This is a genomic window from Halobacillus sp. B23F22_1, assembly GCF_043497005.1.
GTDB lineage: Bacteria > Bacillota > Bacilli > Bacillales > Halobacillaceae > Halobacillus_A.
Genome location: NZ_JBIEKE010000002.1, coordinates 562,911 through 579,388, shown reverse-complemented (window position 1 = coordinate 579,388; position 16,478 = coordinate 562,911). Strand labels below are relative to the sequence as shown.

The window sequence follows — 16,478 nt, the reverse complement described above, 5'->3', positions numbered from 1 at the left end:
AGGCCCTGCTTTAGGAAAGGGCACATGCCTCCGTATGTTTTGCTTAGATGTGTTTCTCTTATCTGCAAGGTATCTTCTGCCCCGGGTTCTGGGCAAGTTCATCTACATCATCGTTCGATTATGATAAAATATAACGATGATGGAAGGACGGGATACATTGAAACCTGAATTGTTAAAAAAATGGACGAATTTAGATGAAGAACCTCCTGTTTCTGAAATTGATGTATTACGTTATTTAAACGTTGAAGAAATAGAGGATAGAGAATTAAAAGCTACATTTTACGTGATACTTGCTTATTATCGAATAAGAAGACACCCTACTCAAGATACGCTGGCTGATCAGTTTATTGATCAAGCTAGAGAATTGGCCCCAGCTCACACGTTGGTTAATGAACTTTTTGCATCCGTGCAAATGATGAGAGGCTATACGTTTCTAAAAGAACGGCCATTTGAACAATGGATATTGCACGAAACAGACCACAATTCAGCCAAAAGCAAAAAGGTTCAATCGATATTATCGGACATAGATCAAATTATTGAGCAATGGAACCAAGATTTAGCGGAAAAGACACTTGTAGATGCTAAAAACTCTCATCTCAAACAGTACCAAGAGATCTATGAGCACCTTCTTGAACTTAGGGAGACCTTGCTTGAAGCATTGGAGTCTATTCAACAGCGGCGTATTTCTATCCCTGTTAAAGAAATTAATGAGGGGATCCGGAAACTGACCGATGATCAAGATGAGCTCTATCAGCGATTACCAAGTTTATTAACTAATAAAAATAAAGAGAATCCACTAGAACAGTTTGATGAGATGATTGGATTACATGATGTTAAGGCTTATATAAAAAAATATTATCAATTTCTAAAATATCAACAGCAGCGTAAGAGCTTAGGTTTTTCCATGGTCGACGAACCGGGTCTTCATATGATTATTACAGGAAACCCAGGTACAGGTAAAACGACAATCGCTCGATTGCTGGCCAGCATTTACTATGATTTAGGTATACTGGAAACGAAAGATGTAGTTGAAGTAAATCGTTCTCACTTGGTCGGATCTTACGTAGGCCAAAGTGAAGAGAACACCATGAATTATGTAAAACAAGCTGTAGGCGGTGTGCTTTTTATAGATGAAGCTTATAGTTTAAAAAGAGAAGGACAGACAGGCAATGACTATGGTCAGGCTGTAATTGATACGCTTGTGTCGGCCATGACTAGTAAAGAATATGGGGGTAAATTTGCCATTATTTTAGCTGGTTATCCAGAAGAAATGCGTCAATTTTTATGGTCAAACCCTGGACTGCGCAGCCGATTTCCAGAACAGAATCATATCCAGCTGCCTGATTATCAAATGAAAGAATTGCTTGATATTGCCGAATCTGTTGCGATCGAAAATGATTTCTTTTTCACTCAACAGGCGTTGCGTGCTTTAGAAACTCAGATAGAGAATGCACGGGTGGACGAGTCGTTTGGTAATGCAAGAACTACACGAAACTTGGTTTTAAAAAATATTTTCCAAAAAGGAGCAGCTGATTCTTTAGCAGATAAACATCATTGGCTTGATCATATGCGGATAGATGAAAAAGACTTAAACTTTAACACGAGAGAGGAGAGTGAGAAGCCATCACCTTTAGACGAACTTCACCAACTAATTGGGTTAAAGAATGTTAAGGACGAAGTCAGAAAGCTATCTTCATTTGTTAAAGCTCAGCAAAAAAGAAAAGAACATGGACGACCGATTGTCCCTATCCAGCTTCATTCTGTCTTTTCAGGTAACCCTGGTACTGGGAAGACTACGGTGGCGGATATTTATGCACGGATTCTAAAGGAATGCGGGTTATTAAAAAGAGGTCATATGGTAGTTGTTTCGAGAAGTGACCTTGTGGCCGGATATGTTGGACAAACAGCGATGAAAACGAAGAAGAAAGTAAGAGAAGCTCTCGGAGGCGTATTATTTATAGATGAAGCTTATTCTCTTCACAGTAAAGGAAGAGATGACTTTGGTAAAGAAGCAATCGAAACTCTAGTGGATGAGATGACGAAGCATAATGAAAACCTGGTGGTTATTTTAGCAGGCTATCAATATGAGATGCAGCAGCTAATAGAAAGTAATCCGGGGTTATCATCGCGATTTAAAAAGTATCTGCATTTTCCAGATTACTCTGAAACAGAGTTATTAGAAATGGTTGTATATTTAACAGAACAGTATGAGTATGAAGTCGATCAACAGGCTAGACAATATCTACTCGAGCAATTTAGACTGCACAACATTCGAGGCAACGGGCGTTTCATTAATAATATCATTAATGAAGCAATACAATTTCAATCCTATCGTTTTTTCGAGGCAAAGGAAGAGACGGAAATGAATTTATTAACTGAAGTTGATTGGCGAAATGCTTGGCAGACTGTCCGGGGGGAGAGCTAAACTATGAAAATAAATGAAACTTCAATTAAGGTGCGTTACCAGGAAACAGATATGATGGGGGTAGTTTATCATGCCAATTACCTCGTCTGGTTTGAAATTGGCAGGACCGCACTTATTGAAGATTTGGGTTTTTTGTATCATGAAATTGAAAAGCAAGGAGTGGTTTCTCCTGTGGTAGACGCAGCCGTTCGCTTTAAACAGCCCGTACGTTATGGCGACGATGTATATATTAAAACTTGGGTTCATGATTATGATGGGTTACGCATTACGTACGGATACGAAGTGAAGCATATGAGCGGAAAGGTAGCTGTAGAAGGCGAGACGAAGCATGTCATTGTTAAGCGAGAAAGCTTTCGCCCTATTTCAATTCGAAAACATTTTCCTGTGTGGCATGAAGCTTATTTACAAGCGATGGAAAAAACGGAGGAATAGTATGGCATTTGGAGTAAAGCGAGAAGAGCTTTTACAATGGAAGCGGAATGTAAAAGAAGGGCGTATTTCTTTTCTCACGCATTATTGGCTGGATGACCGATTTCCAGGTTGTGATACTGTGACAAAAGTAGGGTGCTCTGATATAGACAAGCTTTCTTATTGGGGAAAGCAATATGGACTCCAAAAAGAGTGGATCCATTATGACCCTCTTCATCCACACTTCGATTTGTTTGGTCAGCGTCAGCTTGAAATTTTAAAACAAGAAAAGCAATGGGAACAAATCCAACGTTTCTCGCTTTTGGACAAATAAAAACGCCGCAGCCGCTGCGGCGTTTATTCGTATATAAATTCTGGCTCCTGCCGTTTTTCATCATATTGAACCGTGAGAGAATGACCATCAAAATACCACTCATCATCGGCCTCTATAAAAAAAGTAATTTGGTTAACTTTATCTTTGGCGATCGGTTCAGATGAATCCTCTTCTTTTATCGCAAGTGATAAGCCGGGCTGCAAACCTCCGACGCCTCCGTACCGAACAAAAAAACGTATAGACGTTTCATCATTAAGCTCCAACTCTTCTTTGTACCAATTTGCCGCTTCTTCTGTCACGTTTAAGTTCATAAGCTCATCTCCTACTATAACTGAATCTGTTTCACCTGTATCCTAAAAGCGTTCGAATTAAACCTATAAATCGTTCAGTTTTTCGTTTCTTTCTTCTCTTAGTGGTACAGGATCAAAGCCGCCTTTATGAAAAGGGTGACACTTCAAAATTCTTCTAATGGTCAACCAGCTGCCTTTAATAAAACCGAACCTGCGAAAGGACTCAATCCCATATTCAGAACAGGTTGGCACAAATCGGCAGCTGGGGGGAGTGAGTGGACTTATGAACCGTCTATAAAAAGTAATGATAACAATCATGACATAATTCATACAACCAGCCTTACAATAACTCTTGTTTTTTATCGTAACTTAGTGTGGCCACTGCATCATGCAGATGAATGGATTCTTCATTGCGGCACTTAACTGTAAAGGCTTCAACGAAATCATATTCGTACAGGTCTGCAGCGACGAGACGAACGATATCTTCGACAAACCTTGGATTCTCATAAGCTTGTTCTGTTACCATTTTTTCATCCGGTCGCTTAAGAACAGGATGGATTCTTGCACTGGCATTACTTTCAGCGGCTTCTAGTAAAGCGGCCTTCCAGTCTGTTTTTTGTTCATTAAAATCTTCAGTTAGTTTCACTTCCATTGTGACATTTCCCCGCTGGTTGTGTGCACTGTATTCGCTTATCTCTTTTGAACATGGACATAGCGTAGTAATCTTGCCGGTTAAGCTGACAGTCACATCATATCCTGTATTTTGATCATACTTAACTTGAATCGAAGCATCCGCATGGTTCATCCCAGCCAACTGAGAATAAGGTCCTTTTCTCTCGAAAAACCAGGGGAAAGATACTTCAACTTCAGCATCCTCCTGCTTGAGTCTTGAAGCAAGCTCAGCTGTGAAGTTTTTTAATGTCTCGATGTCTATAGCAAAACCTTCATGATGGTATTTGTCTAATTGTTCAGTGAAACGGCTCATGTTAGTGCCTTTACTGCCTTGAGCAATAGACGATCCAAAGCTAAATGTTCCGATTGTAGTTTGAATTTCTGGTGTTAAATGACTCGGAATGGTAATCGGATGCTTAACATTAGAAATACCTACCATGTCTATATTGAATAGAAAATCTCTTTTAGAATTTTGTAAATCTGCCATTTTTTCTTTTTCAATGGGCTTCGTTCTGGGACCTGGATCGACTGACCCAAATAGTTTATGACGATCCTCTTTAGGAGGAAGTTGTTTTGTTTTATTTAATTCTGCTTGATTCATAACATAGGCTCCTTTCAGACCAGCTCTATAAAACAAAGTATACAATATGTATATTAGTTAATAAAATTTATTGCTTTTATAATGCACCTTATGAAACTGATTATACACACATAGAGAAACCTACGACAACAGTGCTGCCGTAGGTTTTATTGGTGGTGGAATGAAAATATTCTACATCCAAGTAATTTTTGGCTCTGTCTTATTTATAATACGTTTGATATTTGTTCTATGGCGATAGACTACAAAAATCGTCATAATGGCAATCACTATGGCTAAGCCATACTCTCCCAGTACCAATGTCACGATAAAAGAAACTAACCCTGTAACCATGGAAGAGAGAGAGACATATTTAGTTAAATAAAGAAGTAGGAAAAAGGTACCTAATAGGATGCCAAAAACGAGTGGATTGACTCCTAAAATAACCCCTCCTGAAGTAGCTACTGCTTTTCCACCTTTAAATCCAGCAAATACTGGGTACATATGTCCAATGACTGCAAAGATTCCAACAATAAGAGTGATCACTTCAACGCCAAAGAGTAAAGGAAGCACGGTAGCAGCAGTACCCTTTAGAATATCTGCGATGGTTACGATGAGACCTGCTTTTAAGCCAAGGACTCTAAAGGTGTTTGTACCGCCTAAATTTCCACTCCCGTGCTCCCGTATATCTATCCCATATCCCAATTTACCAACAATAAGACCAGAGGGAATTGCTCCTAATAAATAAGCCAAAATGATAAAAATAATGTATTCCATGTCGTACAACTCCTTACGTCTTTGTTATTAGTTTATCATTATATTAGTTTTGAAAGAACAATAATCTTCACTATTTTTCACTTATTGTACTCGCGATAGAGTCAGCTGGGGAGGTTTCTCGAACATACTTAATTTCCCTTTTACATAACTTGGATAAGAAAGGAGAGGTTTCTTATGTTTACGAAAAGACAAGCTCCAGCAAACTTAAATACTGTACAGGAAGAAATGGAAGCTATCATAGATAAAGGATTGGACCTAAATAATCGACCATATTCAGTAATCGTTGTTGGAGCTGGAGTGGCAGGGCTTGTAGCAGCTTCACTTTTAAAACGAGCCGGACACCGAGTGACAATTTTAGAAGGGAATAACCGGGTGGGCGGCCGTGTATACACCATTCGGGAGCCATTTACAATAGGCAATTACCTCGAAGCAGGAGCTATGAGGTTTCCAGACACACATAAACTAACGTTAGCTTACATTAATAAATTTAAGCTTCCTTTCCATCGCTTTAATAATACGAATGAAAATGATTATTTATTCGTAAATGGAAAGGTCCTCCCTACTGCGCTTTATGAAGAAAATCCAGACTTGCTTGGGTTTCCTTTACCAGAAGAGGAACAAGGAAAAACAGCAGAAGAATTATTTACAGAGTCTGTTCAACCGTTTATTGATTTGTATAATAGTCAGGATGAAGAAGGCAAAAAGTTATTAATAGAAAAGTTCAATAAATACTCATTTGAAGACTTTTTAAGAAATAATCCAATTGGACGTTCGCTATCCCCAAACGCCATACGAATGATTAAAGTATTGCTTGGAATCGAAGGATTTCCTGAATATTCATTTACTGACATTTTACTGGATATAGTAAGTACGGTTTTCAACGAAGATTTACGTTTTTTACAAATTACTGGCGGAAACGACCTTCTTCCAAAAGCCTTCCTAAATGAGGTGGGTTCTAACATCATACTTAATCAAAAAGTAGAAGAAATCATTCAATACCCCGACCATGTCTCAGTTATAGCAAGAGATGTAAAAAGTGGAAGCCATAATATTTACAACGGTGATTTTTTAATTACAACGGTTCCATATTCCGCATTTCAATTTATAGATGTTCATCCTTATTCATCCTTTTCATTTGATAAATGGAAAGCCATAAGGGAGTTAAATTATGTGACATCTGTTAAAATTGGATTAGAATTTAAGCGGAAGTTCTGGGAAACCCAAAATATAGGGAATATTACTAGCGATTTTCCAATCCGGTTCACCTATAACCCGAGTGACAGCTACTACGATCAAGGACCGGCCGTGATGTTAGCCAGCTACAGCTGGGGTCAAAATGCAATGTTATGGAGCAGTTTATCTGATGAAGTAAAAATAAGCGAAGCGTTAAGAGGTTTAGCCAAAATTTATGGTCATGTAGTTTATGAGGAATATTTAAATGGAGCAGTCTATGATTGGGGACGTAACCCTTATTCTGCGGGATGTTTCACTCTTTTTACACCCTATCAAGAGCAGGATTTTGGCGATGCTCTATTTACGCCCGAAGGTCGAGTCCACTTTGCTGGAGAGCACACTTCCAACTATCACGGTTGGGTGGAGGGAGCTATAGAATCTGGTATTAGAGCAGCCATTGAGGTTAATGGCAGATAAATCAGCCATAAAACTCTCTTAAGTAAGCTGAAAAGAGAGACCCGCCAGCATACGTATTTTTGATTTTAATTATTTACTGCGTTAATTTATAATAAACCTATCGTGTTTTATGAAGTCGAATGCTTCATTTGTAAAAAGAAGTGTGGAAAAATAACTTTTGTTCCGGCTTATATCCTTTATTATTTTTGACATATAAAATGTTTACATTAGAATATTGAGTACAAAGAAATATTTAAAAATGAAAAAATGGCTTAGTACCAAAGAATAAAGGGTTTACATAAGCGGCTGTTTTTTCAATTTTTAGGTCAATTGTAAATATATTACTTGTGTAATCGATCCCAATATTTTAATGTAACGAGAGTAGTATTTTGAAGAAACTGAAAAATTGGACAAAAGTATTTTAAAAGTGGAGGAAAAGCTATTGGATTCTATGTCGTTTATCTTATTTGGGTCTACGGGTGATTTAGCTAAAAGGAAAATTTACCCTGCTTTATACAATTTATTTATAGATAAATCCATGCCTGCTTCCTTTTCTGTTGTAGGTTTAGGCCGGAGAAATTGGTCACATGAGGAACTTCAGGGTAATGTAGAGGATGCTGTACGTACGTTTTCTAGAAATCCTGTTGATGAAGAAGTGATGGAGAAATTCCTTCAAGCTTTTCGCTATCACCCTCTCGATGTTACGGAGCCAGAAGCCTATGAAAATCTATATCAATACGTTCAAAAACGAGAAAAAGAATTAAACATTACAGACAATCGTATGTTTTATCTTTCTGTTTCTCCTAAACTATTCGACGTCATCATTACCAACGTTAAAAACAGCGGGTTAAGTGATACACAAGGGTGGAAACGATTGATTATTGAGAAACCCTTCGGTCACGATCTTGAATCGTCAAGAGAACTAAATCGAAAAATCAGCGCTGTTTTTGATGAAAAAGAAATATATCGTATTGATCATTACTTAGGGAAGCCCATGGTTCAAAACCTTGAAGCTCTTGAGCACTCTAATCCAGTTCTGCAGGCTTTATGGAATAAAAAGTATATTGCTAATATGCAAATAACAGCCAGCGAAATTGTCGGAGTGGAGGAAAGAGCAGGATATTATGATAAAGTGGGTGCTATCCGTGACATGGTCCAGAACCATATGCTGCAGTTAATAATGATGACAGCAATGCGTCTGCCAAACGAAATTAATGCTGAAAACATACGAAATGAAAAGAAAAAAGTGATGGAAGCTCTCCGCCCCTTAACGAAAGCAGAGGTACCAAAAAACGTCGTCCGAGGTCAATATGGTCCTGGTATTGTAAATGATGAACATGCTCAAGGTTATTTAGATGAAGAAGGAATTGAAGATGATTCAAAAAACGATACGTACATTGCCGCTCGTCTTTGGATTGATAATGACTTTTGGAGAGACGTTCCTTTTTATATCCGGACAGGAAAGCGGATGAAAGAAAAATCCACACGAATTGTTATGGAGTTTAAGAGCCCATATGGCAGGAGGTACGAAGATCAAGATCTCGAACCTAACCTGCTCATTATTGAAATCAGCCCGAATAAAGGTGTCACCCTGCAATTAAACAGTAAAAACTCGCTAAATAATGGTAAACTCGAACCTGTGCATATAAACTTTTCTAAGGATCAAAGAGACCTGCCAGAAGCTTACGAATTATTACTGCTGGACGCCATGCGTGGGGATCAGACCTACTTTGCTCACTGGGACGAAGTTGAAATGTCATGGGAATGGGTGCAGCCGATTTTGGATGTGTATGAGCAGGACGATGCGCCGTTGTATCTCTACGAAGCAGGATCAATGGGACCAAAAGCTGCAGATCGATTAATTGATGAAGATGGGTTTCAATGGTGGTAATTAGCGAAATCATACTTTAAATACAGGTAAATATAGTCATAACTATTAAAGGAGATGAAGGTTTTGAAACAGGAAATTGGTGTAATCGGCCTAGCGGTTATGGGAAAGAATTTAGCGTTAAACATTGAAAGCAGAGGGTATTCTGTAGCGGTGTACAACCGTACAAAAGAAAAAACAGACGTTTTTCTTAACGAGGAAGCATCTGGCAAGAACTTCAAAGGGGCAGAGACAATTGAAGAATTCGTCTCATCTCTTGAAAAGCCAAGGAAGATTCTTCTTATGGTTAAAGCGGGACCAGCTACAGATGCTACCATTGAATCGTTATTGCCTCACTTAGACAAAGGGGACATCTTAATTGATGGAGGAAATACATTCTATCAGGATACGATTCGCAGAAATAATGAACTCAAAGAGTCAGGAGTTCATTTCATTGGTACTGGAGTATCAGGTGGGGAAGAAGGGGCATTAACAGGCCCGTCCATCATGCCAGGGGGCCAAAGGGAAGCTTATGAGCATGTGAAGCCGATACTAGAAGCCATCGCTGCAAAAGTAGATGAAACGCCTTGTACTACCTATGTAGGTCCTGATGGAGCGGGGCATTATGTTAAAATGGTACATAACGGGATTGAATATGGAGATATGCAGTTAATATCTGAAGCTTATTTCATTCTAAAAAATGTACTGGGACTTTCAGCACAAGAACTGCATGAAGTTTTCTCCGAGTGGAACGACGGGGAATTGGACAGCTATCTTATTGAAATTACAGCGGATATCTTTACGAAGATTGATGAGGAAACAGGTAAGCCTCTCGTTGATGTAATTCTTGATACAGCAGGTCAAAAAGGTACTGGGAAATGGACAAGCATTAGCTCTCTAGAGCTGGGTGTACCACTTCCAGTAATCACTGAATCAGTATTTTCCAGATTTATCTCTGCTATGAAACAAGAAAGGGTTAAAGCTAGTAAAATTCTAAGCGGACCAGAGCAGAAGCCATTCACTGGTGATAAGAAAGCAGTTATTGAGTCGATCCGTAAAGCGTTGTATATGAGTAAAATCGTTTCCTATGCTCAAGGGTTCGCTCAAATGCGTTCAGCTTCTGAACATTATGACTGGAACTTGCAGTATGGAGATATTGCGATGATCTTCCGTGGTGGATGCATTATTCGTGCTCAATTCCTTCAAAAAATTAAAGAAGCTTATGACCGTGACAGCGATCTAGATAATTTATTACTAGATCCATACTTTAACGATATAGCCAAAAATTATCAGTCCGGCCTTCGAGAAGTGCTCTCATTAGCGATTGAGCGCGGTGTGCCTGTACCGGCTTTCTCCAGTGCTCTAGCTTATTATGACAGCTACCGTACAGAAACTTTACCAGCAAATCTCTTGCAGGCTCAACGTGACTATTTTGGAGCTCACACGTATCAAAGAATTGATAAAGAAGGTATATTCCATACAGAATGGATGGAAAAATAATAGAGTTAAAAAGGGTGGCACAATTCATCCTTACAGGCTGTCGAGAAAATTCTCGACAGTTTTTTTATGGCTTTTGTATGAGAAAGCCCCTTTATTTCTCGTTACTCTATTAATGTAAAATGCGGTAGGGGAATAAAAGATTCTTGGACGCTATAGTGTGGAAAAAGAAAAGTCAAATACCAGGTGCTGATGACCACTGTCTTCCATCATATGGGAATATTGTCTTTCATCTAGCATGGGTGAGCTAGGTGAAGGAATATTTTTTCTGTCTTATAGAAATCCCAAGTATTTAAGTTTATTGAGTTCACTGAAAAAGTCCTGCCTCTTCTTAAAGAGGCTTGCGAATCGCTTTCTGTTTATGCTTGCCGCAGTTACAGTAAGGAATGGACCTTCCTCCCGGCGGCAAAAAGAATGCTTAAGGGTTTCTCTAAGAGTTGAAAAGGCTGCCGGGACAGAAGTAAAGCAGGGAGATCAAAAAAACGAACACCTGTATAAATGCAGAATAGCAGCGTAGTCAAAATACGAAGACTCCTTTGTGAACAGCGTGAGTATAAGGTAACGCAGGAACGCGTATTCTGAGATTCTGCGGTCTTGCCCTTGGAATGCAGAGGATTTTGACGGAGCGGCGGGCATTTGATTTCATATAAATAATCCGAACTGATTGCTACAGAATCGTCCGGATTATTTTATGCTTTATTCAGTTTTATTCCCGTCTGGTTTTATTATTGATCTTTATCAAACAAAAGAACACGTGCCGGCGACGCATCGGTTCCTACCAGCTTCATCGGAGCAGCAATCATTTGATAAGATTTTTCATCCACATCTTTTAATCTTAACCCTTCAATAACGATAATGTCAGCAGTAAACAACGACTTATGAGTCGGGTGCTCTGGCTGACTCCTTTCGATACCGAGTGAATCGATTCCCACGCCTCGAATGTTTTTCTCAGCTAGAAACCTGGCTCCATCTTCTTTTAAATAAATGAATTCAAAATTAAATTCATCTTCGAAGGAATTGCGTGTTTTAAACAAGACAAAATCATTTTGTTGGATGTCTAATCCTTCAAGATCCTGCTTCGTAATTCCATCCTCAACGCGAGAGAGGTCAAACACTTTTGCTTCCCCGATCAACTTATTCATAGAAATGGATTCAAACGTGTCACCGTCATTCACCATATGTAGCGGTGCATCAATATGCGTGCCTGTGTGAGCGTCTAATTCTAAGCGTGATTCAGTTACATGCCCATTTGTATTGCTCTTAAAGTTTGGCTGCTTCTCTGGTTTGTTCTTATAAACCGGCATTCCTTCGTAAACTGGTTGGGTAATATCGATCATCTTCATAAAAAAACTCCTCTCTGAATATTTAACTAATTGAATTCAATTTCTATTCTTACATTGTTTTAAACGAGTAGCAAATGAAAGGAAGGTTATTTGCAGGAATTTTAAGACTTTTGTCGAATAAAATTTATTGGGATTATCAAGGAGCGTGAATCCATGCGACAAGAGGAGTTATTTAATTTTATCGGAGAAAATCTTGACCCTTTATATAAAGAGCTTGAGAAACTAGTACAGGGGGCCCCATCAGTTAGAATAGCCAATTATAAAATACGGAAAAACAGGTTCGGTATTTTTGAGATTGAAGGAGAGGGTGTTTTTGATTGTGCCAGTTCCCTTGAACAGTGCTACAGATACTTGCGTTTATCTATAAAATAAGATTAAAAAAGAATTAGGTGAGGTATACACCATTGTAATTATGAAAACACGAGGTGTATAGTATGTGGTTGAACCATTCTTATTTTAAATACATGACAGGATTTATTTTAGCATTAATCAGTATTTATTTATTAAGCCTGCTTGACGCTTTTGCGCCCATTGGAACCATCATCAGCACCTTGTTTTATCCGATTCTTATCGCGGGCTTTTTTTATTACATATGTAAGCCAATAGTTCATGTCCTTAGCAAATTAAAGTTTGTCCCGCGTACTTTTGCTATCCTTTTTGTTTATGCCTCAGGTGCGGGTCTCTTTTATTTATTGTATCGACTATTGGCTGCTACTATTCAATCTCAAGTATCCAACCTATCTTCAAATCTTCCAGAGGATTTGAAAAAATCGGCACAGGAAGCGGAGAAGACCATAGAAGAGAACGATATGGGAGTTGTTTCTTTAAGCAGCATTCGTCAGAAAGCAACCAGCTTCTTTAGTGATTTAGCAAGCGCTGCTGGAGATCACGCAACTGAAATTTTTTCTGCCCTTACAGGTGCTGCTACTGTACTAGTAGTCGTTCCGTTTGTTCTTTTTTTCCTGTTAAAAGATGGTCACCGACTGCTTCCATTTTTAATGAATTTTATTCCGGCTCAGCACCAGGAAGAAGGGAAAAAGATTTTAAAAGATATTGACCAGACCCTGGGGGCGTATATCATTGGTCAAATTACCGTGGCTTTTACTGATGGCGTATTAATGTATATTGGCTACCTTATTATTGGAATTGATTATGCTTTAGTACTAAGTATCTTTGTGTTTTTAACAGCTGTTGTACCATTCTTTGGGCCATTACTTGGCGTGCTTCCTGCTGTTGTCGTTAGTTTAACGCAGGATCCTGCTATGGTTATTTATGTTTTTATCATTATGATTGTAGTTCAGCAGCTCGAAGGAAATATTGTAGCGCCGGTTGTATTAGGAAACCGATTAAATGTACATCCACTTACTATTATATTATTATTAATCGTTACTGCTGCGTTATATGGTTTTATCGGGATGCTTATTGCGGTACCGCTTTACGCTGTTTTAAAAGTAACACTTAAAAATCTCTATCACTTCTATCGTTTACGGCGGATTCAAACGTGAAGCAACGATCATATGTTTCGATTTACGAAAAGTTGGGGAATATAATGTTGATATTTGTTATACAGGGGGAACGACATGATTACCTTTAAGGATGTTACAAAGACATACCCAGATGGTACAACTGCACTTAAGTCGATTAATTTAAGTGTCAATGAGGGCGAATTATTAACTTTAATTGGACCTAGCGGGTGTGGGAAAACCACCACAATGAAAATGATTAACCGTCTAATTGAACCGACAGACGGGGAAGTTTTCATACATAATAAAAACATTAAAGATTATAACATTCATGAACTTCGTTGGAATATCGGTTATGTATTACAAGAAATTGCGCTATTTCCGCACATGACAATTGAAGAAAATATATCCATTGTGCCAGAAATGAAAAAGTGGAACAAAAAAAACGTATCCAAAAGAATCGATGAGCTTATGTCAATGGTTGGTCTGGACCCCGGAAAGCACCGCAAACGGAAACCAAGTGAACTATCAGGGGGACAGCAGCAGCGGGTAGGCGTACTGCGTGCGCTGGCTGCTGATCCCGATATCATTTTAATGGATGAACCTTTTAGTGCGCTTGATCCTATTAGCAGGGAACAGCTACAAAAAGATATACTTTCTCTTCATAAAGAAATAAAGAAAACCATTGTTTTTGTAACGCATGATATTGATGAAGCGCTGGCGATGGGGGATCGTGTATGCTTGATGCAGGAAGGGGAAATCGTTCAAGTTGATAAACCCCAACAGTTAATCCTGCAGCCTGCAAACGAGTTTGTTGAAAGCTTTATTGGGGAAAGAAAGTCTCCCTGGCAGACGGCTGTTGACGTAATTATTGATCAAACAAGCCAGTATGTCTTTTCTTCCCAACAACACGAAGAAAAGTCCATTCCAGATCAGGAGGCGTACGTGGTTAAAAATCCAGATGACTCGTTTGCGTTTGGCGTCTATAACAGAAAGAAAGTAGAGATGCCTGTAATTGAACACGGAAAGACTTTAGCAGAAGCAATGGAGTACTTTAATCAAGTCAGCTATCCTTTACTGCCTGTGACTCGAAACCATTCTGTAATTGGAACACTTTCATATAAAGATATGGTGCTTCACTTGAAGAAACAAATGAAACCGAACGGTGAGGTGACTCACTTATGAATGAATTTATAAATGTGTTTCAAGCCCGTCAGGACATTTTTATTGAAAAAGTTTGGGAGCATCTGCAGATTTCAATTATTGCACTCGTTATTGCCACGTTAATTTCTGTTCCTTTAGGATTAATTTTAACGAGAAAGAAACGGTTAGCTGAGCCAATTATAGGGGCTACAGCCGTACTGCAGACGATTCCTAGTTTAGCTGTACTCGCTTTCCTCATTCCTTTTTTTGGGATTGGACAAACTCCGGCAGTCATTGCATTAACGGCTTATGGTTTGCTTCCAATTTTAAGAAACACGTATACAGGAATTAAAGAAGTGAATCCAGCTTTACGAGAAGCAGCAACAGGGATGGGAATGAATTCTTTCCGCCGTCTTTCTAAGATTGAACTGCCGCTGGCTATGCCTGTTATTATGGCCGGTATCCGTACCTCGATGGTTTTAATTGTCGGGACAACAACGATTGCTGCTTTAATCGGTGCCGGGGGTCTGGGGGATTTAATCTTACTAGGCTTAGACCGCGGCGGAGACGTGAATTTAATTTTACTTGGTGCGATTCCGGCTGCTATTCTGGCGATTGCTTTAGATTTAATTCTGCGTTTATTTGAACGTACCTCAGCAAAATCGGGGTTTCGTTCCCTTGTCAGTTTACTTGTTATTGCGGCACTTGTGGCCTTAGGCCCGTTAGCTTTTGGCGGTAAAATTCAAAACGACATTACGATCGGTGCAAAATTAGGTGCTGAACCTGCAATTTTAATCAACATGTATAAGCTGCTCATCGAAGAAGAAACAGACCTGAATGTAGGGCTGGAAGAAAATCTCGGAAAAACGGACCTCGTGTTTGGTGCCCTTCAAGAAGGTAGTATCGATATGTATCCAGAGTTCACAGGAACAGCTATCGTTTCATTATTAGAAAGTGAAGCAGAAAGTAACGAAGAAGGAGAAGTTTATGAACAGGCTAAAGAAGGAATGGCTGAAGAATTTAACCTTGCCTTCCTGGAGCCTATGGAGTTTAATAACACGTATGCTGTAGCTACAACGCAAGAAACAGCTGAACAATATGACTTGGAAACAATTGGGGATCTAAGAGCCGTTGAAGATGAAATCACAGCAGGGTTTACTCTTGAGTTCAATGATCGGCAGGATGGTTACCAAGGAATGAAAGAAATATACGGCTTGGATCTTCGGGAAGTTAGAACGATGGATGCCGGATTAAGGCAAGGCGCAATTGAAAGTGGTGAAGTTGATGTAATCGACGCCTATGCGACAGACAGCTATATGATCGATCTTGATTTAACAGTCCTAGACGATCCAGAGAATTTATTTCCACCTTATCAGGGTGCTCCTCTCATGAGAGAAGAAACGCTGGAACAATATCCTGAAATAGAAGAAGCGTTAAACCAATTAAGCGGTCAAATATCTGACGATGAAATGAGAGAAATGAACTACGAAGTAGACTTTAATGACCGTGATCCTGAGGAAGTAGCGCGCGAATATTTAACAGAAAACGGTTTATTAGAAGAATAGGAGGTATAAACTATGTTCAAAAATCCTAGTCATGATGTTTTACGTACACTGCTAAAAGAATCTAAAACCATTGCAGTTGTAGGTTTATCTAATAAAGCAAACCGAACGTCTTATCAAATTAGTGAAGCTATGAAGCAAGCGGGGTATAAAATTATCCCTGTAAACCCTGAAATAAAAGAAGCTCTAGGTGAAAAAGCCTATGCTTCCCTTCATGAGGTAGAAGAATCCATTGATATTATTAATGTCTTTCGACGTTCGATTTTTCTTCCTGAACTTGCGAAAGAAGCGAAAGAGATACAAGCTAAAGCTTTTTGGACCCAGCAAGGTGTTTATCACGAGGATGTTCCCGCCATTTTAGAAGGAAGCGGGAAAGAAGTAATCATGAATAATTGCATTAAAGTGACGCATGCTCTTCTAAAATAAATTCAATAATTTATTTAAATCCCTGTTTTTACAGGGGTTTTTTCGTGTATGATAATGAAAATAGA

General features: G+C 39.0%; 15 protein-coding genes. 10 read left to right on the top strand and 5 right to left on the bottom strand.

What is annotated here, in order from left to right; genetic code table 11:
* Positions 1-157 precede the first annotated feature (157 nt).
* From ACGTNH_RS10745 to ACGTNH_RS10735, 3 genes are read left to right on the top strand one after another with little or no spacing between them, the layout of a single operon-like run.
* On the top strand, positions 158-2,425 hold the full coding sequence (locus ACGTNH_RS10745) for an AAA family ATPase (RefSeq protein ID WP_394586736.1): 2,268 nt from the start codon (positions 158-160) through the stop codon (positions 2,423-2,425).
* A 3-nt stretch (positions 2,426-2,428) separates the two neighbouring features.
* Positions 2,429-2,857, top strand: coding sequence for an acyl-CoA thioesterase (locus tag ACGTNH_RS10740; RefSeq protein ID WP_394586734.1), 429 nt, complete (start codon positions 2,429-2,431; stop codon positions 2,855-2,857).
* A gap of 1 nt (position 2,858) precedes the next feature.
* On the top strand, positions 2,859-3,167 hold the full coding sequence (locus ACGTNH_RS10735; protein ID WP_394586732.1) for a hypothetical protein: 309 nt from the start codon (positions 2,859-2,861) through the stop codon (positions 3,165-3,167).
* A 23-nt stretch (positions 3,168-3,190) separates the two neighbouring features.
* Here ACGTNH_RS10735 and ACGTNH_RS10730 read toward each other — a convergent pair whose 3' ends face one another.
* The 4 genes from ACGTNH_RS10730 to plsY all read right to left on the bottom strand — a co-directional run bounded on the left by ACGTNH_RS10730 (position 3,191) and on the right by plsY (position 5,483).
* The gene (locus tag ACGTNH_RS10730) at positions 3,191-3,478 is read right to left on the bottom strand and encodes a HesB/YadR/YfhF family protein (RefSeq protein WP_394586730.1); all 288 of its coding nucleotides are present in this window, start codon (positions 3,476-3,478) and stop codon (positions 3,191-3,193) included.
* Between the two features lie 63 nt (positions 3,479-3,541).
* The gene (gene yidD / locus ACGTNH_RS10725) at positions 3,542-3,787 is read right to left on the bottom strand and encodes a membrane protein insertion efficiency factor YidD (protein WP_394586728.1); all 246 of its coding nucleotides are present in this window, start codon (positions 3,785-3,787) and stop codon (positions 3,542-3,544) included.
* Positions 3,788-3,797: 10 nt separating this feature from the next.
* A complete protein-coding gene (gene folE2, locus ACGTNH_RS10720; protein WP_394586727.1) occupies positions 3,798-4,730 on the bottom strand; it encodes a GTP cyclohydrolase FolE2 in 933 nt (310 codons plus the stop codon).
* 171 nt (positions 4,731-4,901) lie between these two features.
* Positions 4,902-5,483, bottom strand: a complete 582-nt coding sequence (gene plsY, locus ACGTNH_RS10715; protein ID WP_394586725.1) for a glycerol-3-phosphate 1-O-acyltransferase PlsY — start codon at positions 5,481-5,483, stop codon at positions 4,902-4,904.
* 174 nt (positions 5,484-5,657) lie between these two features.
* Here plsY and ACGTNH_RS10710 point away from each other — a divergent pair, with 174 nt between their 5' ends.
* The 3 genes from ACGTNH_RS10710 (at position 5,658) to gnd (ending at position 10,479) form a co-directional block, all read left to right on the top strand.
* Positions 5,658-7,133 (top strand): flavin monoamine oxidase family protein, encoded by a 1,476-nt coding sequence (locus ACGTNH_RS10710; protein WP_394586724.1) that lies wholly within the window; start codon positions 5,658-5,660, stop codon positions 7,131-7,133.
* Between the two features lie 421 nt (positions 7,134-7,554).
* Positions 7,555-9,003 carry a glucose-6-phosphate dehydrogenase gene (zwf, locus tag ACGTNH_RS10705; protein WP_394586722.1) on the top strand — a complete coding sequence of 483 codons (1,449 nt, stop codon included), beginning with the start codon at positions 7,555-7,557 and terminating at the stop codon, positions 9,001-9,003.
* Between the two features lie 63 nt (positions 9,004-9,066).
* Positions 9,067-10,479, top strand: coding sequence for an NADP-dependent phosphogluconate dehydrogenase (gene gnd, locus ACGTNH_RS10700; RefSeq protein WP_394586720.1), 1,413 nt, complete (start codon positions 9,067-9,069; stop codon positions 10,477-10,479).
* Between the two features lie 722 nt (positions 10,480-11,201).
* Here the strand turns inward: gnd and ACGTNH_RS10695 are convergent.
* Positions 11,202-11,819 (bottom strand): cyclase family protein, encoded by a 618-nt coding sequence (locus ACGTNH_RS10695; RefSeq protein ID WP_394586719.1) that lies wholly within the window; start codon positions 11,817-11,819, stop codon positions 11,202-11,204.
* Positions 11,820-12,253: 434 nt separating this feature from the next.
* Between ACGTNH_RS10695 and ACGTNH_RS10690 the strand changes: the two genes are divergently transcribed.
* The 4 genes from ACGTNH_RS10690 (at position 12,254) to ACGTNH_RS10675 (ending at position 16,413) form a co-directional block, all read left to right on the top strand.
* Positions 12,254-13,324: an AI-2E family transporter gene (locus ACGTNH_RS10690; RefSeq protein ID WP_394586717.1), complete on the top strand. Its 1,071-nt coding sequence runs from the start codon at positions 12,254-12,256 to the stop codon at positions 13,322-13,324.
* Positions 13,325-13,399: 75 nt separating this feature from the next.
* Positions 13,400-14,467 (top strand): ABC transporter ATP-binding protein, encoded by a 1,068-nt coding sequence (locus tag ACGTNH_RS10685; protein WP_394586716.1) that lies wholly within the window; start codon positions 13,400-13,402, stop codon positions 14,465-14,467.
* Positions 14,464-15,990, top strand: coding sequence for an ABC transporter permease/substrate-binding protein (locus ACGTNH_RS10680; RefSeq protein WP_394586714.1), 1,527 nt, complete (start codon positions 14,464-14,466; stop codon positions 15,988-15,990). The genes ACGTNH_RS10685 and ACGTNH_RS10680 overlap by 4 nt, the downstream gene beginning before the upstream one ends.
* A 12-nt stretch (positions 15,991-16,002) precedes the next feature.
* Positions 16,003-16,413, top strand: coding sequence for a CoA-binding protein (locus ACGTNH_RS10675; RefSeq protein WP_394586713.1), 411 nt, complete (start codon positions 16,003-16,005; stop codon positions 16,411-16,413).
* Positions 16,414-16,478 lie beyond the last annotated feature (65 nt).